Raw genomic sequence first — 21,389 nt, forward strand, 5'->3', positions numbered from 1 at the left:
CGTCCAGGGCGGCCCGCCACCGTGCAAGCAACCATCTGTTGGGGAGAAAACCATGAAGAAGCTCATCCTGTCCGCCGTTGCCGCCGCCTCCCTCGTGGGCTGCACCAGCGTCGAGTCCGCCGTTGTCTCCGGTTCCGAGATCGCCGCCAACGGCGAGGCCGTGGCCGTGATCCAGGGTAGCTCGCTGGGCCTGACCGCGATCTTCCACATCATCGACATCGTGCAGAGCGACCTGGACACGGTCGTGAACAAGCTCCTCATCAGCGAGGCGAAGGCCATGGGCGCCTCGAAGATCGACCTGAAGTCGGCGAGCACCACGCCCCGTCACGGCATCTTCGCGCTGTTCGGCACCATCATCGGCATCACCAGCTCCTCCGCGACCGGCGTGGCGGTGAAGTAGTCACCCTGCCCCCTCACCGGGGCAGACCCAGAGGCCCCCTGGCGACAGTGGGGCCTCTTTCCATTTTGGAGCCCCCATGCGCGCCCTGCTGCTGCTGCCCCTGCTGAGCCTCCTCGCGTGTCGTTCGTCCTCCTCCGGAAGCGGGGACGGCGCGGAGCTGATGGCCCAGGTGCGCGAGAAGCTGGCCGCGCGCGACGCGAAGCTCCTGAACTACCAGTTGGAGGGCACCCAGAAGGAAGGCGACAGCCTCTCCGCGGGCTTCACCTTCGCGTACCGCGCGCCCCAGAAGATGCGCGGCACGGTGACGCAGCCGGCGCGCACCGTGTCCTGGGACGGCAAGCACCTGTACGAGCAGGTGGAGGCGGGGCGGCAGTTCACGACGTTCACCTCCCAGGTCTCCGCGGAGAAGCTGTCCGCCTTCCTCACGGAGATCTTCACGCCCTTCGTGCCGGAGGGCTTCCGCGCGCCCCTGCTCCTGCGCAGCACGAAGGCGCGCCGCACGGCGGCCCTGCCCCAGGCGAAGGACGCGGTGGAGCTGTCCATGCCGCTGGAGGGCGCCGGGGGCGAAGGCGTGGTGGTGACGTACGTGCTGCGCTGGCCCACGCTGGACTTCCTCGCCAAGCGCACGCGCGCCCCCGACGGCACCGAGGCCGAGGTGCGGATGGAGGAGGAGCACTGCGACGCGGAGCTGGGGCTGTGCGTGCCGCGCCGGCTCACGCGCCGCGCGGGCGGCCAGCAGGTGGGCGAGACGGTGCTGTCGCGCGTGGACCTGAAGGCCCCGCTGAACAACGATGCGTTCACCCCCACGGCGCCGGAGGGTTACAGCGTGCAGACCCGGACACTCGTGGACAGCGCAACGCAGGAGAGTGGACCGAAGGCACCCACGGGCGGTTGACCGGCCCGACCTCCGTCGCCACCTTGGACGGCGGAGGGTGCTGCGAATGGTCGAGAATGTCATCTTCGACGTGGACGGGACGCTGGTGGACTCGGTGGACGAGCACGCCGAAGCCTGGCGCAGATCGTTCATCGAGTTCGGTCGGGACATCCCCTTCGCCCACGTGCGCAGCCAGATTGGCAAGGGCTCCGACCAGCTGCTGCCCGTCTTCTTCAACGACGAGGAGCTGGAGCGCTTCGGCAAGGACCTGGACGAGTACCGCTCCGCGCTCTTCAAGCGCGAGTTCCTGCCCAAGGTGCGCGCCTTCCCCCGCGTGAAGGAGCTGTTCCAGCAGCTGCGCAAGCGCGACCGCAAGGTGGCCCTGGCCTCCAGCGCGAAGGACGACGAGCTCAAGCGCTACGTGGAGCTGTGCGGCATCGACGGCCTCTTCGAGGCGAAGACGAACGCGGACGAGTCCGACAAGAGCAAGCCGCACCCGGACATCTTCCAGGTGGCGCTGGCGAAGCTGGGCAAGCCGGACCCCGCCCGGGTGGTGGTGGTGGGCGACACGCCCTATGACGCCATCGCCGCGGGCAAGCTGCACATGCCGACCGTGGGCATGCTGTGCGGCGGGTTCGGCAAGGACAACCTGCTCACCGCCGGGTGCCGCACGCTGGTGAAGGACCCCGCGGAGCTGCTGCGCCGCCTGGAGCAGGACCCCGAGGGCTGGCCGTGGGACGCGGCGTCGCGGGACTCCTCCAAGGACGAGGAGTCGCGCTGAAGCGGTAGCGCCCGGCTCCGGTGCTCGCGGCGGCCCCACCGGGGGCCGCCGGCAAGCCCCGGGTCGGACGCGCTACCTGCGCGAGCCGCCGCGCTTCGCCGTGCGCGAACGGGACGTGCTCTTGCGAGCAGGGCTCTTGCGAGCAGGGCTCTTGCGCGCGGTGCTCTTGCGCGCCGTGGAGCGCTTGCCGGCCGTGCCCGTGCGCGTCGCCTTGCGGCCCGTGGTGGCGCGCCTGGCCCGCGTGGGCGAGGCCTTGCGACGGCTGGAGGTGGAGGTCTTCTTCGCGGTCGCCGCGCGGCGCTTGCCGCCAACGCGCCCCGCCTTGCGCGCGTTCTTGCGGGCCGCGGGACGGCGCCGGGCCACCTTCGCCTTGCTGCCGGAGCCCCCCTTCATCCCGCCGCCGGTGAGCTTGTTCACGGTGGCCCACGCGCGGGCTTCGGCGGTCTTCTCACCCAGGCCCTTGTCCTCGTAGCCCTCTTCGATGTGTTCGGCCATGCGCTTCTGTTTGTCCGAGTACTTCGCCTTGCTTCCGCGTGCCATGCCCCAGCCTCCTGGTAACGGTTTGCCCGCGCGGGCCCGGATGCAGTCCGCGTCGCCTGCAAGGTGAGCATGTCCGTCGGGGCAGGGAACCCGCTGGCCCCCTACCCCTGTCCACCCCAGGAACCTTGCGCCGCGCGCGGACCGGGAATGGACAACCGTCCTGCCCTTTTCTCCGGGGGTGCGACTGGTGGAGGGGACGGGTCGTGCGCATCTTGCGGGCCGGCACAGAAAGCAGAGGTCGCACCTGGAACCCGCACTCAACGCGCCCCCCCGACTCCGGCACCTGGACGAGGGCCCCGCGGTCCTGGTGGTCAACACGCGCTCCCGTTCGGGGCTCCTGGCCTTCGAGGAGGCCCGCGCCGTGCTGACCGCCCGGGGCATTCCCCTGGTCGCGGCGCACGCGCTGTCCAAGCCCAAGCGCCTGCGCTCGGTGCTCGAGGAGGCCATCGCCGCCGGGGCCCGGCGCGTGCTGGTGGGCGGAGGCGACGGCACCATCAGCTGCGCGGCGCAGGTGTTGATGAACCGCGACGTGACGCTGGGCGTGGTGCCGCTGGGCACCGGCAACGACTTCGCGCGCTCCCTGGGCATCCCGGACACCATCGAGGCCGCGTGCGACGTCATCGTCGGCGGCTACACGGCGCGGGTGGACGTGGGGCTCGTCAACGGCCGGCCCTTCCTCAACGCCGCCAGCCTGGGGCTCACCACCGCCATCGCGAAGCGGCTGACGCAGGAATTGAAGCAGCGCGCCGGCAAGCTGGCGTACCCGATGGCCGCCGCCGCGGAGATGCGCACCCTGCAACCCTTCCACGTCCGCATCCAGGCGGACGGGCGGACGCTGGAGCTGGACGCGCTCCAGGTGGTGGTGGGCAACGGCCGCTACCACGGCGCGGGCAACATGGTGGCGCCGGAGGCGACGCTGGACGACCGCCGGCTGCACGTCTACGCCATCACCGCGCCGTCGGCCGCGGACGGCAACGGGGAGCGCACGGGGCTGGGCCACCTGCAGGACGTGGCCACGCTGGCGCGCGTGGCGCTGGGCATGCGCAGCGGCGGCCACCTGGAGCACGAGTCCGTCGAGCACCTGGACACCGCCCGCCTCACCGTGGAGACGGACCCGCCCATGGAGGTGAACGCGGACGGCGAGAACGTGGGCATGACGCCCATGCGCTTCGAGGTCGCCACGGCCGCGCTGCGCGTCTACGCGCCCGCGCCGCAGTGACGCGGGGCTACACCTTCTCCAGCACGCTGGAGAGCACCTGCGCGGTGAAGTTCACCAGGGGAATCACGCGCCGGTAGTCCATGCGCGTGGGCCCGATGACGCCCACCGTGCCCAGCACCGCTTCGGCGGTGCCGTAGGGGCTGGCGATGACGGTGACGTCGCCGGCGGCGGAGAACTCGCTCTCCGCGCCGATGAAGACGTGCATCTCCTTGGTGCGCTGCACGCGGTCCAGCAGGTGCAGCAGCTTGTGCTTCTCATCCAGGGCGCGGAACAGCGCGCGGATGCGCTCCACGTCCGCGAACTCCGGCTGCTCCAGGAACGAACCCGTGCCCTCGATGAGCACCCGCTCGGGCGTCTGGAGGGCGGTGGCCGCCGCGCCCAGGCGCAGGGCCTTGGCGGTGAGCGCGTTGTAGAGCGCCTGGTCCTGGTCCATCTCCGCGCGGATGCGCTCGCGCGCCTCTTCCAGGGGCACCTGGTGGAGCAGCTCGGACAGGTAGTTGCTGGCCTTGATGAGCTCGTCGGACGTCACCGGGAAGTCCACGGTGAGGGCCTTGTTGTGCACCTGGCCGTTCTGGCCGACGAGGATGGCGAGCACCCGGTCCTCGCGCAGGCGCAGGAATTCGATGCGCTGGAACACGGCCGCGTCGGGGCGGGGCGTGAGGACGACGCCCGCGTGGCGCGTGAGCGAGTGCAGCACGCGGCTGGCCTCCGACAGGATGTCGTCCAGGTTGGACTCGTGCACGAGCCCCGCGTGGATGAGCTCGCGGTCGCGCGGCGCGGGGTCGCGCAGCTTCACCAGCGTGTCCACGTAGAAGCGGTAGCCCCGGTCGGTGGGCACGCGTCCGGCGGAGGTGTGGGGCTTCTCCAGGAAGCCCAGGGCCTCCAGGTCCGCGAGGACGTTGCGCATCGTGGCGGAGGAGACCTCGAACTCCCCCCGTCGCGTCAGCTGCTGACTGCCGACGGGGCCGCCCGTGGTGATGTACTCCTGCACCACGGCACGGAGGACTTCCTTCTCGCGCTCACCCAGCTCGTCGGGCATTCCCGCTCACGCTCCGGTAGCCGACGGCCCGAACCTTCCGGCCTCCGCGCTTCCTGTAGAATTCTAAGAGGGACGCCCGGGGCATTCAATCCAGGGGGGTGAATCCGCAGGGCAGGCAGGCGTCGCGCCGGCTTCCTGGCCGCCGTGGCGGGTACGGCAATGCGCACATCGCCCTGGGGCGGGGCGGGCATTAGAAGGCCCCCGCCGTGTCCACCTCTCCCGCCCCCATGTCGAGCATGCCCGCGCCCGTCGCGCGGCCTGAAGCCTCCGAGCAGGCGCCCCACCGGGGCTGGCTGCTCTTCAGCCTCTTCGCGCTCTACGTCATCTGGGGGTCCACCTACCTGGCGATGCGGTTCGCGCTGACGGGCTTTCCGCCCTTCCGGATGGCGGGCCTGCGCTTCCTGCTGGCGGGGGGGATGCTGTTCGTGGGGTTGCGGCTGCGGGGCCAGCCGGTGCCGGGAGCGCGGCAGTGGGGCGCGGGGGCGGCGACGGGCTTCCTGTTGCTGGTGGTGGGCAACGGGGGCATCGCGTTCGCGCAGAACCTGGGGGTGCCGTCGGGGGTGGCGGCGCTGGTGGTGGGCAGCATGCCGCTGTGGGCGGCCATCTTCGGCGCGGCCTTCGGGCAGCGACCGGGGCGCGCGGAGCTGGCGGGGCTGGTGCTGGGCTTCGCGGGCGTGGCGCTGCTCAACCTGGGTGGGGACATGGGCGGCGGCGGCGCGGCGGCGTTGGCCCTGCTGGTGGCGCCGCTGAGCTGGGCGTTCGGTTCGGTGTGGGGCCGGCGGCTGCCCATGCCCGTGGGGCTGATGGCGCCCGCGACGCAGATGTTGTGCGCGGGCGTGATGATGCTGGGCGTGAGCGCGGTGCTGGGCGAGCGGATGGTGGGCACGCCGCCGCTGCGCGCGGTGGTGTCGTTCGTGTATCTGGTGCTCTTTGGTTCGCTGGTGGCGTTCAGCGCGTATGCGTATCTGTTGCGCAACGCGAGGCCGGCCCTGGCCACCAGCTATGCGTATGTGAATCCGGCGGTGGCGGTGCTGCTGGGCGTGGTGTTCGCGGGAGAGACGCTGGGCCCGCTGACGTGGGGCGCGATGGCAGCCATCCTCTTCTCGGTGATGCTGCTGGCGCGCGGCAAGCGCTGACGGGGCGTTTCGGTCCGGCCCGTGCGAGGCCTCCGGGTAGAGTCCGCGCCGTGCCTTCCGACACTGGTTCCGTGAGATGGCCCGCGCCCTTGAAGTTCGTGTGCCTGGGGATGGCGTGCGCCCTGCTCACGGCCTGCGTCAGTGGCTCCGCCTTGCGTCTGGACACGCACACCGTCGGGAACGTCCGCCACGCCGCCGCCCTGACCCAGGGGATTGCGGCCCAGGGCGCCACACGGGCCGGGGTCTCCATCCTGGTGCAGTACGCACCGGTCATGCTGGCCCTGATGCAGAGCCACAACGCCGTGGGGGAACTCGAGGAGCGCCTCGCCGCTTGTGCCATCCAGGCAGAGGAACGGGGCAACTCCCTCTTCTTCCAGGGCCGCCCACCGACACGGGAGGAGTGCAAGGAGGAGGAGCTGGACCAGGACGAATGCGGCAGACCCATCACCCGGGCCATGCGACTGGGGCAGCAGAAGCACGTGCTCGCCCTGGAGTGTGCCCGGAAAGTGCTGGATGAGCTGTGGTCCGCGCCCTACAGCATCGAGCAACGCTATCGCTTCTACCTGCATGCCCGGCTCGTGGAGACCCTCAGCCCGGAGAAGGAGGCGAGCATCATCGCCAAGGGCTGTACAGAGGAGCTCAGGGGGACCATCAAGCCGGACCTCGTCCTCCATGCGGATCGCAACCTGCTGAAGGCCGCGCTCATCCTGGACTTCAAGTTCCCCTGTCCTGATACCAACCCGCCGCGGTGGACACCGTATGGAAACAGCAGCCCCTATGCCGGCAAGAATCAGGGCGAGGTCTACAAAGCGGCCTTGGGCGGGGAAACACTGTTGATCTCGCCACGCGGATTCGTGGGGCAGCCATGAGTGACGCCTTTCCCATCATCCGGTTGCGTTCGCGCGGCGGCCTGCCCGTGGCTCGCGACGGTGTCGTGTTCTCCTTCTTCATCCACCGAAACCACGAAGAGGTGTTTTCCGCGGTATGGCGTGCCTTGCAGACCTACCTCCGTGCCGTCCCGCCCAAGTCACTGAACTGGTATGGCGCGGACGATGGCGACACCCTCCCGCTGGATGACAAGGGCTGGGAGGTCATCCGCGAGAAGATGCTTGAACGCCCTTGGTCCCTCGGCTGTAGCGTCGAACTGTCAGAGGATGCCAACGAAGGTGAAATCGCCGGTGGCTACCAGTTCGAGTACCACGGGCGCCGACTCGACGACCCCTTCTGGGAAGACCCCGCCACTGCGGTGTCCTTCACCTTCCCCACCGAGTACCTGCGGGAGCACGGCCCGGACCACCTGCGCGCTCTGGCCTTCAAGCTCGCGTGGGAGCTGCCTTTCAGCTTCGGCTATGCAAGCCTCGCCGTTGTCGCGCCCTACGGCTACTCGTTCACGTCGGATTGGGACCTCCTCGATACACTCCGCGATCGCTACCTGGGCCTGGACCTCTACGCTGTAAGGCGCACCGCTGCCGTCATCGGCACCCACGCCCGGAGCGCCTCCTGGCTCACGTTCCTGGGCCAACCTCTGCTCGGCCAGCTCGGCGGCATGGACGGCCTACGGCGCGCCCTCCCCTTCCCGGAAGTCTCCCTCCTCCCCCTGGACAGCCAACGCCTGCTCATCTCCCTGAGCGAGTGGCCCGAGCCCATCGACATCCAGCAGGGAGGCATCCCGCCCCAATACCGGGCGCTGGCGCTCCGCTTGGAGCCCTTCCTCTACGAAGAGCCGTCCGACTGGCCCGCGAGCTATCTCTATCAATGGCTCCGGCGCCTCTGCCCATAGAAGCGCCGGTTCGAGACATCGGCGACCGCCCATCACGACGGCCACTGCGGCCACAACAACGCCGTCGACCATGACAGGCGACAAGCACACGCACCCAAATCCATTGACCGGAGAAGACAGGTGGGCAGTAGCGAAAGGGCGTCCCCCGCTGTGTCCACGTTGACAGGTTCCGGATGCGCAGGTTCTGCCCGGTGTCGCTCACCACGCGCAGCCGGTCAGCGCACTGGATCCACACGGGCGCGGAGCCGCGCGGTACGTCCGCCAATGAACCCGAGGAGCCTCGTGAGTCCCTACCGGCCCCTGAGCTGGAAGCTCGCGCCCCTGTGGGCGGCCTGTGCCTTGCTCGCGGCCTGCGCCAGTGGCTCCCAGCGCTCCACGCATGGGAAACTGAAGCTCGACACGAGAACCGTCGCGCACGCCCACCACGCCGCCATCCTGGCCGAGCAGATCGCCGCGTCGGCGGCCTCACGGACTGCGGCCTCCACGCTGCTCCGGCACGCCCCGGTCATGCTGGCCCTGATGCAGAGCCACAACGCCGTGGGGGAACTCGAGGAGCGCCTCGCCGCTTGCGCCGTCCAGGCAGAGGAACGGGGCAATGCCCTCTTCTTCCAGGGCCGCCCACCGACACGGGAGGAGTGCAAGGAGGAACTGGACCAGGACGAATGCGGCAGGCCCATCACCCGTGCGATGCGACTGGGGCAGCAGAAGCACGTGCTCGCCCTGGAATGCGCCCGGGAGGTCCTGGACGAACTGTGGCCCGCGCCCTACAGCACTGAGCAGCGCTATCGTTTCTATCTGAATGCCGGGGTCGTGGAGACCCTCAGTCGAGAGAAGGAGGCGAGCATCATCGCCCGGGGCTGCACCGAGGAACTCCGAGGAACCATCAAACCGGACCTCGTCCTCCATGCGGATCGCAACCTGCTGAAGGCCGCGCTCACCCTGGACTTCAAGTTCCCCTGCCCTGAAGACAACCCGCCACAGTGGACGATCTATGGAAAGAACAGTGTCCACTTCGGCAAGAAACAGGGCGACCTCTACCAAGAAGCGCTAGGAGGAAAAGCAATGCTCATCTCGCCCAAGGAAGGGGTGACCCAATGAGAGAGATTGTTCCCCTCATCCGAATGCGCTCCAGGAGTGGCCGGCTCGCGGCGCGGGATGGAGTCGTGATTTCCTTCTTCATCCACCGCAACCATGAGGGAGTGACTGCCGCCGTCTGGCGCGCCTTGCAGATCTACCTCCAGGCCATCCCCGCCAATACCTTGAACTGGTACGTGGCGGACGATGGCGACATGGTCGAGTTCGATGACAAGGGGTACGAGCACCATCGAAAGCTGATGCTGGAGTGCCCCTGGAATGGCGCCTGCCGCATCGAGTTGTCGGAGAGCCCCAGCGAATCCGGTGGCTACCATTTCGAATATTACGGCCGGAGAATCGGCGAGCCCTCCTGGCCCTATCCGAGTGATCCTGCCACCGTGGTGGCCTTCACGCTCCCCACCGACTACCTGCAAGAACACGGGCCGGATCACCTGCGCGCCCTGGCCTTCAAGCTCGCGTGGGAGCTTCCTTTCAGCTTCGGATACGCGAGCCTCGCCATCATCGCGCCCCAAGGTCGGTGGGGCACATCGGATTGGGGCCTCCTCGACACGCTCCGGGATCGCTACCTGGGCCTGGACCTCTACCACGTGAGCGATACCAGCCTTGCCATTGGCACCCACGCCCGGAGCGCCTCCTGGCTCACGTTCCTGGGCCAACCCCTGCTCGGACAACTCGGTGGCATCGAAGGCTTGAGGAGCGCGCTCCCCTTCCCGGAGGTCTCCCTCCTGCCCCTGGACAGCCAACGCCTGCTCATCTCCCTGAGCGAGTGGCCCGAGCCCATCGACACCCAGCAGGACAGCATTCCGCCCCAGTACCGGGCGCTGGCGCTCCGCTTGGAGCCCTTCATCTACCCGGAGCGCGCCGGCCTTCCCCCCCGCTACGAATACACCTGGCTGCGGCGCCTCTCCCGGTAGAGGCGCCAGTCCCAGGATTTCAGAGCGCCTTCGGCCAGGGCGACAGCTTCTCCTCCTCGTACCGCCCGAGCAGCGCGTGCGTCGCCCTCGCCGCCTCCTCCACCTCCGCGCGGGGCAGCCCTCCGGGCAGCACTTCAATCAGCGTCGGGAAGGGGGCGTCGTAGACGACGAGGTTCTCCAATTCCAGCGGGTCGTTCTGGAGGTCGTAGAGCTCCCACTGGTCCGCGTGCTCGCCCGAGGGGTCGAACGTGCGCGCCAGCTTCCAACGCGGCGTGCGCACGCAGCGGACGTGGTTCGGCTGGCACACCGCGCCGGGCTTCAACCCGGGCACGTGACCCGCCCGCGTGCTCCCGTCACGCAGCGCCTCCACCGCGCGCGTGTACACCGAGAAGAGAGCCTCGTCGTGCATCTGGTGCGGGTCCCCGGTGCGCGGCAGCGGCTCCGTGATTTCATCGTCGGTGATGAAGAGCACGCCCTCGCGCGGCGTTCCGTCGGGCTCCATCACCGTCTGGGACTCGCCGCGCGCCAACGGGCTCAGGTCCGCGCCGACGAACGGGGGCACCGGCCGGTGCAGCCGCAGGTCCGTGCGGATGGCCGCGACCTCTTCGTGCGGGATGCCCGCCAGGCCCAGCAGCGTGGGCACGATGTCGACATGGCTCGTGAGCGCTTCAATCTGCCGCGTCTCCTGCGCCTGCGGAAACTGCACCACCAGCGGCACGTGCAGCGCCTCCTGGTAGGACGCGTGCCACTTCTCCATCAGGTAGCCGTGGGCCGCGCCGTATTCGCCGTGGTCGGAGAGGAACACCACCAGGGTGTTCTCCCGCAGCCCACTGTCTTCCAGCGTCTGGAGCACGCGGGCGATGTGCCCGTCCACCAGGTGGATCAACCACGCGTAGTACTGCTGGAAGCGCAGCGCCGCCTCTTCCGGATCCGCCGTGAGCTGGAAGGGGATGCCCGAGTTGAGGGTGACCGCCACCGGGTCGATGCCCTCCTTCGCCTGGTGCAGCGTCAGCCCCGTCTTCGACGCGAGCGCCAATCCCATCTTGTACGCGTAGTCCCGCTGGCAGCTCGGCTTGTTCGCCAGGGTGTCGCGCAGGTTCGTCGGCACGCGCGCGTTCTCCTGCGGGAACCCGAGCGGATTCAGCGGCACCGTGAAGGTGCCCGCCACGGGCTTGATGGATCGCGAGCCCTCGGCCGGAACCTTCAGGGGCCCCAGCCTGGTGGAGCCCGGATCCAACTGCCTGGGCAGGATGGGGTACGTCGCGATGTCGTGGGGGTTCGTGAACGACGCGACCGCCAGCCACGGCTGCGCCTCTCCATCCGGCGCGGCGCCCCAGGGCGCGGCATAGGACTGCTCCGCCAGCGCCCGGTTGTAGGGCTGTCCCAACGCCATCCGGCGCAGGAAGTCACACGCCAGGTCCGCGAAGCCTACGTCGCGGAAGGCCCCCAGGTTGTTGACGGAGGCCCCGTGAGGCTCCGGGTACGACAGCTCCCAGTCATCAAACCCATACCGCCGCAGCGAGTGCTCCGGCGGATTGCTCACGTGCCACTTGCCGAAGTAGTGCGTGTGGTAGCCGGCCTTCTGGAACCAGTGCCCCAGCGTCGGAATCCCGTCCGGCGCGAGCCACGGGAAGGCCGCCGCGTCGCCGCTCTTGAACAGGCCGTCCGTCTGCGTCACCCCCGTGCGCGTGCCGTACTGCCCCGTGTAGATGACCGACCGGCTCGGCGTGCAGGCCGAGGCCGCGATGGTGTGGTTGCGGAACACCGCCGCGTTCTTCTGGAGCGCCGCGAAGCCGGGGAAGAACTTCCGGAAGGGGTTGTCCTCCCCGCCTTCGTCCACGAAGCCCAGGATGTCCTTGATGCCCGGCAGGAAGCCACCGTCGGGGCCATAGGCGAACCGGGGGAACTGAAGCTGGTCGACAGTCAGGACGAGGATGTTGGGACGCGTGGCCATGAAGCCTCCTGCGTCCAGCAGAGCACATCCCATGCCTCGGGCTCCGGGCCGGCCCTCCCTGGGAGCCCGCGCCCTGCCACGGCCCGGCATGCGTCCTTCCCGAACGCGGCTGCGTCCCACGGGAGCGCGGCCGCGCGGCCCTTCAGCTCGGGCTGCGCGACACGTCCGTGGGCGTCGCGGACTGCGTTTCCGTGCGGCGGGGCAGCCAGACGTTGAAGGTGGAGCCCTGCCCGGCGGTGCCGACCGACTCCGCCCAGATGCGGCCGCCGTGCTGCTCCACGATGCCCTGGCTGATGGTGAGCCCCAGGCCCAGCCCGCCGTACTTGCTGCCGTGCGCGCGGCCGAAGCGCTCGAAGATGAGGCGCTGCTTCTCGCTGGGGATGCCCACGCCCTGGTCCTTCACGGACAGGTGCACGCCCGTGTCACCCTCCGCCACCACGCGCACCAGCACCACCCCGCCCTCGGGCGAGTAGCGGATGGCGTTGGACAGGAGGTTCGTCAGCACCTGGTCCAACCGACCCCGGTCCCAGGTGCCCTCCAGGTGCTCGGGCACCTCCACCTTCAGCTCGTGCGTCTGCGACAGCACCGCCATCCGGTCGCGCGTCTCCAGCACCAGCTGCGACAGGTCGAACGGCTCCAGCTCCAGCGACAGCCTTCCTGCCTGCAACCGGCTGATGTCCAGCAGGTCCTCCACCAGCTTCGCCATGCGGTCGATCTGCCGGTTGATGATCTGCAACGACTTGCCGGGCCCGGCCTCCGTCTGGCCTCCCAGCTTGAGCAGCGCCAGGTGGGCGTGCCCCTTCGCCGCGGCCAGCGGCGTGCGCAGCTCATGGCTCGCGGCGGCCAGGAACGCGTCCTTCGCCTCGCTCGCCAGCCGCAGCGCCGTCTCCGCGCGCTGCCGCTCGGTGATGTCGCGCGCCACGGAGATGAAGCGGCCCGGGCCCTCGCCCTCCACCACGTACTGGAGCACCACCTCCACCGGGACCTCGGAGCCGTCGCGGCGCCGGTGGTTGGTGGAGTAGGTCTGCGACGGCAGCGTGCCGGACATCAGCGGCGCCAGCAGCTTGCGGAAGCCCGTCTCGTCGAAGGCGCTCTCCACCTCCAGCACCGACAGGCCCACCAGTTCGTCCACGCCGGCGGCCAGCTGCTTTGCCGCGCCCGCGTTGGCGTACGCCAGCGTGAGCGTGTCCGGGGAGAACATCAGGACGCAGTCCAGCGTCGCGTCCAGCGTCGTCTTGAAGCGCCCCAGCGTCTCCTCCGCGCGGCGCTTGTCGTCGATGTCCGTCGCGATGGCCAGCCAGCCCACCAGCGCCCCGTGCTCGTCGTGCTCCGGCACCGCGCGCGCCAGGTGCCAGCGGTAGACGCCGTCCTTGCGCCGCAGGCGGAACTCGTTCGCGCTGCCCTGCACGCGCTCCAGCGCGTCGCTCCACACCCCGCTCATCCGCTCGCGGTCCGTCGGGTGCACGTCCTGCAGGAAGGTGGCGAGCGACAGCTCATACCCCTCCTGGTGCCCGGTGTAGTCGCGCCAGGCCCGGTTCGCGTACGTCAGCGACCCGTCCGCCCTCGCCGCCCACATGATCTCCGGCAGGGACTCCGTGAGGCGCCGGTAGCGCAGCGCGCCCTGGCGCTCCAGGGCCTCGCGGTCCCGCTGCCGCAGCAGCGTCGCCTGCCGCTGGAGCTGCTGCTCCTTGAGGAACAGGTCCACGAAGACGCTGACCTTCGAGCGGAGGATCTCCGGGTCGAAGGGCTTGAGCAGGTAGTCCACCGCGCCGTGCGCGTAGCCCTTGAAGACGTGCGCCGCGTCGCGGCTGAGCGCGGTCAGGAAGATGATGGGGATGGTGCGCGTGCGCTCGCGCTGCTTGATGAGCGCCGCCGTCTGGAACCCGTCCAGGCCCGGCATCTGCACGTCCATCAGGATGACCGCGAAGTCGCGCTGGAGCAGCTGCTTGAGGGCGTCCTCGCCGCTGGTGGCCTTCACCAGCTCCTGTCCCAACGGCTCGAGGATGGCCTCCAGGGCCAGCAGGTTGGCCGGGTGGTCATCCACCATCAGGATGGCCGCGCGCGCGGACGGCGCGGCTTCCTGGGGACGTTCCGGAGTGTGCTCTGTGGAGTTCATGTGCGCGGCGGGGGAGCGCGGGGGCCAACGGACTGGGACACGGCGAGCAAGGCTAGGGCTGCCCCCTTCCAGACGGAAGTGCAAAGGGGGCCCTGGGGTGGATCGCCGCCGTTGAGTTTCAAGCACTCACCCACAGGCGGACCAGTTCGAGCAGCTTGTCGGTGTCCACCGGCTTGGGCAGGTAGTCGCTCGCGCCGGCCGCCATGCACTTCTCGCGGTCGTCCTTCAGCGCCTTGGCCGTCACGGCGATGATGGGGAGGCTCGCGTACTTGGGGTCCTTGCGGATGGCACGCATGGTCTCGTAGCCGTCCATCTCCGGCATCATCACGTCCATCAACACGACGTCCACGTCCGGGTGCTGGCCCAGCATCTCGATGGCGGCCCGCCCGTTCTCCGCGAAGACGACCTGCATGCTGTGATTTTCCAGCACGCTGGTGAGCGCGAAGATGTTGCGCATGTCGTCATCCACCAGCAGCACCTTCTTGCCGGCCAGCGGGGCGTCCTGGTCGTTGCGCTGCGCCAGGGCCGCGCGCGCGCGCGCCGGGAGGTTCTCATCCAGGCGGTGCAGGAACAGCGCCGTGTCGCTCAGGAGCTGGTCGGGGCTCTTCGCGCCGCTCTTGAGGATGACGCTGCCGGTGTAGCGGCGCAGGCGGGCCTCGTCCTTCGGCGTGAGCTCGCGGCCGGTGTAGACGACGATGGGCAGGTCGCGGAAGCGCTGCTGCGTCTTGACCTCCTCCACCAGCTTGATGCCGTCCATGTCGGGCAGCAGCAGGTCAATGACGAGGCAGTCGTACTCGTTCTCCTCCAGCTTCTGGAGCGCCTCCTGGCCGCTGGCCACCGCGGTGACCTGCACGTCGCCGCCGTCGCTGAGCAGCTGGGTGAGGCTGTTGCGCTGCACGTCGTCATCTTCAATGACGAGCAGCCGGCGCTCCCGGCGCTCCAGGAAGCGGGAGAGCTGGCCGAAGACGCGCTCCAGGCCCTCCTTGCTCACGGGCTTGGTGAGGTAGCCGAACGCGCCCTGGGTGTTGCCCAGGTGCTTGTCCATCACGCTGATGATGTGGACCGGGATGTGGCGCGTGCGCGGGTTGCGCTTGAGGCGGTCCAACACGCTCCAGCCGTCCACCACGGGCAGCTGGATGTCCAGGGTGATGGCGTCCGGCTGGTACTCGTGCGCCATCGCGAGGCCGCTGTCACCGCGGGTTGCGACCAGGGCCTTGAAGCCCTTCTCACGCGCCATCTGCACCATGATGCGGGCGAACTTCAGGTCGTCCTCGATGATGAGCAGGGTGCGGTCGCCCTCGCGGATGTGCTCGCGGTCGTCCTCCACGACGACGGGGGCGTGCGGGCCCTCCACCTGCGGGGGCAGCGCGGCGTCCAGCACGTGCCCCTCCTTCTCCGCCACGCTCGGTTGCGGCGGCGGCGCCGCGGGCACGGGCGGGAGGACGAGCGGCTCCGGCACGCCGCCGAGCGCGCGCACGGCCGGGTCGGAGGTCTGCGCGGTGCCGTCCTCGTCCGAGCCCTGGTACTCCGGCGGCAGGTACAGGGTGAACGTGCTGCCCTTGCCGGGCTCGCTCTCCAGGCGGATTTCACCGCCCAGCAGCTTCGCGATCTCCCGGCTGATGGACAGGCCCAGGCCCGTGCCGCCGTACTTGCGCGCGGTGGAGCCGTCCGCCTGCTGGAACGCCTCGAAGATGATGCGCTGCTTGTCCTTGGCGATGCCGATGCCGCTGTCCTTCACCGCGAAGGCAAGCACGTGGCGCGAACGGCGCAGCGCCTCGTGGTCGAAGCGCATGGACTTCTCCGCCAAGCGCACCGTGAGCTTCACGCCGCCCTCGTCGGTGAACTTGAAGGCGTTGGACAGCAGGTTCTTGAGCACCTGCTGCAACCGCTGCGGGTCCGTGCGCACGTGGCGCGGCGTGCCCGACAGCACCTCGACGTGGAAGCTGAGGCCCTTCTGGTCCGCCACCGGGCGGAAGCTGCGCTCGATGAACTGGTTGAGCTCCGTGAGGACGATGTCCCGGGGCTCCACCTGCATCTTGCCCGCCTCCACCTTGGACAGGTCGAGGATCTCGTTGATGAGGCTGAGCAGGTCCCCGCCGGACGCGTAGATGGTGTTGGCGTACTCCACCTGCTTGTTGGACAGGTTGCCGTCCTTGTTGTCCGACAGCAGCTTCGCGAGGATGAGCAGCGAGTTGAGCGGCGTGCGCAATTCGTGGCTCATGTTGGCCAGGAACTCGCTCTTGTACTTGGAGATGATGGTGAGCTGCTCCGCCTTCTCCTCCAGGCTGACGCGCGCCAGCTCCACCTCGCGGTTCTTCTCCTCCACGCGGGTGTTCTGGTCCGCCAGCTCCTTCGCCTTGTCCTCCAGCTCGATGTTGGTGCGCTTGAGCTCGTCCTGCTGCTGGGTCAGCTCGCGCGACTGGCTCTGGAGCTCCTGCGTCAGGCGCTGCGACTCGGAGAGCAGGGTCTCCGTGCGCATGTTCGCCATGATCATGTTCAGCACGACGCCGATGGTCTCCGTCAGCTGATCCAGGAAGATCTGATGGATGGCGCTGAAGGGGTGGAAGGACGCCAGCTCGATGACGGCCTTCACCTCGCCCTCGAAGAGCACGGGCAGGACGATGATGTTGAGCGGCGCGGCCTCACCCAGGCCCGACGCGATGGTGATGTAGTCCGACGGCACGCGCGTCAGGAGGATGGTCTTCTTCTCCAGCGCGCACTGGCCGACCAGCCCCTCGCCCAGCCGGAAGCGGTTGGCCAGGTGCTTGCGCTCCCGGTACGCGTAGGTGCTGGTGAGCTTGAGGGCCGGCACGCCGCCCTCGGCATCGGAGAGGAAGAAGGCGCCGTGGTGCGCGGACACCAGCGGCGTCAGCTCGCTCATGATGAGGCGGCTGACGGCATCCAGGGACTTCTGGCCCTGCATCATGCCGCTGAACTTCGCCAGGTTCGTCTTGAGCCAGTCCTGCTCCTGGTTCTTCTGCGTCGTCTCACGCAGGTTGACGATCATCTGGTTGATGTTGTCCTTCAGCGCCGCGACCTCGCCCTCGGCGACGACCGTGATGCTGCGGGTCAGGTCGCCCTTCGTCACGGCGGTGGCCACGTCGGAGATGGCGCGCAGCTGGCTGGTCAGCGTGCCGGCCAGCTGGTTCACGTTGTCGGTCAGCTGCCGCCACGTGCCGCGCGCGCCGGGCACGCGGGCCTGACCGCCCAGCTTTCCTTCGATACCGACCTCGCGGGCCACCGTGGAGACCTGCTCCGCGAAGGTGCCCAGCGTGTCGGTCATGTTGTTGATGGTGTCCGCGAGCGCCGCCACCTCGCCCTTCGCGTCCACGATGAGCTTCTGGGTGAGGTCGCCGTTCGCGACCGCCGTCACCACGCGCACGATGCCGCGCACCTGCGTCGTGAGGTTGGACGCCATGAAGTTCACGTTGTCCGTGAGGTCCTTCCACGTCCCGGCGACGCCGGGCACGCGGGCCTGACCGCCCAGCTTGCCTTCCACGCCCACCTCGCGGGCCACGGAGGACACCTGCTCCGCGAAGATGCCCAGCGTGTCGGTCATGTTGTTGATGGTCTCCGCGAGCGCGGCCACTTCGCCCTTCGCGTCCACCACCAGCTTCTGCTTGAGGTCGCCGTTGGCGACCGCCGTCACGACCTTCACGATGCCGCGTACCTGCGTGGTGAGGTTGCGGGCCATGAAGTTCACGTTGTCCGTGAGGTCCTTCCACGTGCCGGACACGCCCTTCACCTCCGCCTGTCCACCCAGCTTGCCTTCGGCGCCCACCTCGCGCGCGACGCGCGTCACTTCGGACGCGAAGCTGTTGAGCTGATCCACCATCGTGTTGATGGTGTTCTTCAGCTCCAGGATTTCACCCTTCGCGTCGACGGTGATCTTCTTGGACAGGTCACCATTCGCGACCGCCGTCGTCACCAGCGCGATGTTTCGCACCTGGCTGGTGAGGTTGGAGGCCATGCTGTTCACGTTGTCCGTGAGGTCCTTCCACGTGCCGGCGACGCCGGGCACCGCGGCCTGACCGCCCAGCTTGCCGTCCGTGCCCACTTCCTTCGCGACGCGGGTCACTTCGGAGGCGAACGCGCGGAGCTGGTCCACCATCGTGTTGATGGTGCTCTTCAGCTCCAGGATCTCGCCCTTCGCCTCGACGGAGATCTTCTGGGACAGGTCGCCGTAGGCCACCGCCGTCGTCACCTTGGCGATGTTTCGCACCTGGTCGGTGAGGTTCGCGGCGAGGACGTTCACGTTGTCCGTGAGGTCCTTCCACACGCCCGCGACGCCCGGCACCGCGGCCTGACCGCCCAGCTTGCCCTCGGTACCAACCTCCTTGCCGACGCGGGTGACTTCAGAGGCGAACGCGCGGAGCTGGTCCACCATCGTGTTGATGGTGTTCTTCAGCTCCAGCACCTCGCCCTTCACGCTCACGGTGATCTTCTGGGACAGGTCGCCGTTCGCGACCGCCGTCGTCACCTTGGCGATGTTTCGCACCTGGTCCGTCAGGTTGCCGGCGAGGACGTTCACGTTGTCCGTGAGGTCCTTCCACACGCCGGACACGCCCTTCACGTCGGCCTGACCGCCCAGCTTGCCCTCCGTACCGACTTCCTTCGCGACGCGCGTCACTTCGGCGGCGAACGCGCGGAGCTGGTCCACCATCGTGTTGATGGTGCTCTTCAGCTCCAGCACCTCGCCCTTCGCGTCGACGGTGATCTTCTTCGACAGGTCGCCGTTGGCGACGGCCGTTGTCACCTCCGCGATGTTTCGCACCTGGGCCGTGAGGTTGTTGGCCAGCAGGTTCACGTTGTTCGTGAGGTCCTTCCAGGTGCCGGCGACGCCGGGCACTTCCGCCTGGGCGCCCAGCTTTCCTTCCACGCCCACCGTGCGCGCCACGTCCGTCACCTGCTGCGCGAAGACGGAGAGCGTCTGCGTCATCGCGTTGATGGTGTCCGCGAGCGCCGCGATCTCACCCTTCGCCTCCATCACCAGCTTCTGGGACAGGTCGCCGTCGGCCACCGCCGTCACGACCTTGACGATGCCTCGCACCTGGGTGGTGAGGTTGAAGGCCATGCTGTTGACGTTGTCCGTGAGGTCCTTCCACACGCCGGACACGCCCTTCACGTCGGCCTGACCGCCCAGCTTGCCGTCCGTGCCGACTTCCTTCGCGACACGCGTCACTTCGGCGGCGAACGCGCGGAGCTGGTCCACCATCGTGTTGATGGTGCTCTTGAGTTCCAGCACCTCGCCCTTCGCGTCGACGGTGATCTTGCGCGACAGGTCGCCCTTCGCGACCGCCGTCGTCACCTCCGCGATGTTACGGACTTGATCGGTGAGGTTGTTCGCCAACAGGTTCACGTTGTTGGTGAGGTCCTTCCAGGTGCCGGCGACGCCGGGCACCACGGCCTGGGCGCCCAGCTTTCCTTCCACGCCCACCGTGCGCGCCACGTCCGTCACCTGCTGCGCGAAGATGGAGAGCGTCTGCGTCATCGCGTTGATGGTGTCCGCGAGCTCCGCCACCTCGCCCTTCGCCTCCATCTTCAGGCGCTGGGTGAGGTCGCCGTTCGCGACCGCCGTCACGACCTTGGCGATGCCTCGCACCTGCGTGGTGAGGTTGGACGCCATGAAGTTCACGTTGTCCGTGAGGTCCTTCCACGTGCCGGACACGCCCTTCACGTCAGCCTGACCGCCCAGCTTGCCGTGCGTGCCGACCTCGCGCGCGACGCGGGTCACTTCGGAGGCGAAGCTGTTGAGCTGGTCCACCATGGTGTTGATGGTGTTCTTCAGCTCAAGAATCTCACCGCGCGCATCCACGGTGATCTTCTTGGACAGGTCACCCGTGGCCACCGCCGTCGTCACCAGCGCGATGTTGCGCACCTGGGTGGTGAGGTTGGAGGCCATGCTGTTCACGTTGTCCGTGAGGTCCTTCCACGTGCCGGCGACTCCCGGCACCGCGGCCTGACCGCCCAGCTTGCCGTCCGTACCCACTTCCTTCGCGACGCGGGTCACTTCGGAGGCGAACGCGCGGAGCTGGTCCACCATCGTGTTGAGCGTGCTCTTGAGCTCCAGCACCTCGCCCTTCACGTCCACGGTGATCTTCCGCGACAGGTCGCCATTGGCGACGGCGGTGGAGACCTCCGCGATGTTTCGCACCTGGCTGGTGAGGTTGGACGCCATCAGGTTCACGTTGTCCGTGAGGTCCTTCCACGTCCCCGCGGCGCCGGGCACCTGGGCCTGGGCGCCCAGCTTGCCCTCCACGCCCACCGTGCGCGCGACGCTGGTCACCTGCTGCGCGAACACGTTGAGCGTGTCCGTCATGTTGTTGAGCGTGGCGCCCAGCGCGGCGATCTCGCCCTGCGACGGCACCATCAGCTTCTGGGTGAGGTCGCCGTTGGCCACCGACGTCACGACCTTCACGATGCCGCGCACCTGCGTCGTGAGGTTGGACGCCATGAAGTTCACGTTGTCCGTGAGGTCCTTCCACGTCCCGGATACGCCCGACACGGCGGCCTGACCGCCCAGCTTGCCCTCCGTGCCCACCTCGCGCGCGACGCGCGTCACTTCGGAGGCGAAGCTGTTGAGCTGGTCCACCATCGTGTTGATGGTGCTCTTCAGCTCCAGCACCTCGCCCTTCACGTCCACGGTGATCTTCCGCGACAGGTCTCCGCGCGCGACGGCCGTCGTCACCTCCGCGATGTTTCGCACCTGCGCGGTGAGGTTGCCGGCGAGGACGTTCACGTTGTCCGTGAGGTCCTTCCACACGCCGGACACGCCCGACACGGCGGCCTGACCGCCCAGCTTGCCCTCCGTGCCGACCTCCTTCGCGACGCGCGTCACTTCGGCGGCGAAGCTGTTGAGCTGATCCACCATCGCGTTCACGGTGGTGCCGATGCGCAGGAACTCGCCCTTCACGGGCTGGCCGTCGATCTCCAGCGCCATCTTCTGGGTGAGGTCGCCTTCGGCCACCGCCACCAGCACGCGGGCGACCTCCGTGGTGGGCTGCACCAGGTCGCCGATGAGCGCGTTGATGGACTGCACGCTGGTGGCCCAGTCGCCGCGCACGTCGCCCAGCGTCACGCGCTCGCCCATGCGGCCCTCGCGGCCGACGACGCGCTCCACGCGGACGATCTCGTGGGTGAGCGTGGAGTTGAGCGTCACCACCGCGTTGAACGCGCGGGCGATCTCATCCATCACCACGTCCTGCGCGCCCGACGGCAGCCGCACGGAGAAGTCACCGCCCTGCACCGCCCGGAGCGCCGCCAGCAGCTGCTGGAGCGGAGGAGGCCCCCCCGCGCGCACGGCGTCCTCGGGAGCGTTGCGGCTGTTGCCATTGCGTCCCCGCGCGGGGGCACGCCGGGCGGTCGCGGGCTCGGCGGCGCGGGGGGTGCTCGCGGTGCTCAACCGGTTGGCCGCGACGTTGCCGGGCGACCGGGCGGAGGACGCGTCCTCCGGCGCGGCGGCCCCTGACGTCTTGCGCCCGTTGGAGCGCTTGCGGGGAGCGGAGGAGCTGGAAGCCTTGGTGTCGTCCACGAATGAAACC

14 protein-coding genes are annotated in these 21,389 nt (G+C 68.8%); 9 read left to right on the forward strand and 5 right to left on the reverse strand.

Annotation, left to right across the window (positions count from 1 at the left end):
• Nucleotides 1–52: 52 nt before the first annotated feature.
• The 3 genes from OV207_RS11045 to OV207_RS11055 all read left to right on the forward strand — a co-directional run bounded on the left by OV207_RS11045 (nt 53) and on the right by OV207_RS11055 (nt 2,055).
• On the forward strand, nt 53–400 hold the full coding sequence (locus OV207_RS11045; protein WP_267554809.1) for a hypothetical protein: 348 nt from the start codon (nt 53–55) through the stop codon (nt 398–400).
• 76 nt (nt 401–476) lie between these two features.
• Entirely contained in the window at nt 477–1,295 is an 819-nt protein-coding gene (locus OV207_RS11050) for a hypothetical protein (RefSeq protein ID WP_267554810.1), read from the forward strand.
• A gap of 46 nt (nt 1,296–1,341) precedes the next feature.
• Nucleotides 1,342–2,055: an HAD family hydrolase gene (locus OV207_RS11055; RefSeq protein ID WP_193428076.1), complete on the forward strand. Its 714-nt coding sequence runs from the start codon at nt 1,342–1,344 to the stop codon at nt 2,053–2,055.
• A 72-nt stretch (nt 2,056–2,127) separates the two neighbouring features.
• On the opposite strand, the gene OV207_RS11060 is transcribed toward OV207_RS11055, so the two are convergent.
• Nucleotides 2,128–2,595, reverse strand: coding sequence for a transcriptional regulator (locus OV207_RS11060; RefSeq protein WP_267554812.1), 468 nt, complete (start codon nt 2,593–2,595; stop codon nt 2,128–2,130).
• Between the two features lie 307 nt (nt 2,596–2,902).
• Between OV207_RS11060 and OV207_RS11065 the strand changes: the two genes are divergently transcribed.
• Nucleotides 2,903–3,814: a lipid kinase gene (locus OV207_RS11065; protein ID WP_324291514.1), complete on the forward strand. Its 912-nt coding sequence runs from the start codon at nt 2,903–2,905 to the stop codon at nt 3,812–3,814.
• Between the two features lie 7 nt (nt 3,815–3,821).
• On the opposite strand, the gene hrcA is transcribed toward OV207_RS11065, so the two are convergent.
• Nucleotides 3,822–4,853: a heat-inducible transcriptional repressor HrcA gene (hrcA, locus tag OV207_RS11070; RefSeq protein ID WP_193428079.1), complete on the reverse strand. Its 1,032-nt coding sequence runs from the start codon at nt 4,851–4,853 to the stop codon at nt 3,822–3,824.
• Between the two features lie 227 nt (nt 4,854–5,080).
• Between hrcA and yedA the strand changes: the two genes are divergently transcribed.
• The 5 genes from yedA to OV207_RS11095 all read left to right on the forward strand — a co-directional run bounded on the left by yedA (nt 5,081) and on the right by OV207_RS11095 (nt 9,778).
• A complete protein-coding gene (gene yedA / locus OV207_RS11075; RefSeq protein WP_267554871.1) occupies nt 5,081–5,989 on the forward strand; it encodes a drug/metabolite exporter YedA in 909 nt (302 codons plus the stop codon).
• A gap of 98 nt (nt 5,990–6,087) precedes the next feature.
• Nucleotides 6,088–6,858 carry a hypothetical protein gene (locus tag OV207_RS11080; RefSeq protein ID WP_267554873.1) on the forward strand — a complete coding sequence of 257 codons (771 nt, stop codon included), beginning with the start codon at nt 6,088–6,090 and terminating at the stop codon, nt 6,856–6,858.
• Complete coding sequence (locus OV207_RS11085) at nt 6,855–7,769, forward strand: type VI immunity family protein (RefSeq protein ID WP_267554813.1); 915 nt, start codon at nt 6,855–6,857, stop codon at nt 7,767–7,769. Before OV207_RS11080 ends, OV207_RS11085 begins: the two co-directional genes overlap by 4 nt.
• A gap of 282 nt (nt 7,770–8,051) precedes the next feature.
• On the forward strand, nt 8,052–8,867 hold the full coding sequence (locus OV207_RS11090; protein WP_267554814.1) for a hypothetical protein: 816 nt from the start codon (nt 8,052–8,054) through the stop codon (nt 8,865–8,867).
• A gap of 65 nt (nt 8,868–8,932) precedes the next feature.
• Entirely contained in the window at nt 8,933–9,778 is an 846-nt protein-coding gene (locus OV207_RS11095) for a type VI immunity family protein (protein ID WP_267554816.1), read from the forward strand.
• 19 nt (nt 9,779–9,797) lie between these two features.
• On the opposite strand, the gene OV207_RS11100 is transcribed toward OV207_RS11095, so the two are convergent.
• From OV207_RS11100 to OV207_RS11110, 3 genes are all read right to left on the reverse strand, one after another.
• Complete coding sequence (locus OV207_RS11100) at nt 9,798–11,732, reverse strand: sulfatase-like hydrolase/transferase (RefSeq protein WP_267554817.1); 1,935 nt, start codon at nt 11,730–11,732, stop codon at nt 9,798–9,800.
• 142 nt (nt 11,733–11,874) lie between these two features.
• Entirely contained in the window at nt 11,875–13,848 is a 1,974-nt protein-coding gene (locus tag OV207_RS11105; protein ID WP_193428082.1) for an ATP-binding protein, read from the reverse strand.
• A gap of 118 nt (nt 13,849–13,966) precedes the next feature.
• Nucleotides 13,967–21,379, reverse strand: coding sequence for a HAMP domain-containing protein (locus tag OV207_RS11110; protein ID WP_267554818.1), 7,413 nt, complete (start codon nt 21,377–21,379; stop codon nt 13,967–13,969).
• Nucleotides 21,380–21,389 lie beyond the last annotated feature (10 nt).

The sequence above is a fragment of the Corallococcus sp. BB11-1 genome, assembly GCF_026626625.1.
Lineage (GTDB): Bacteria > Myxococcota > Myxococcia > Myxococcales > Myxococcaceae > Corallococcus > Corallococcus soli.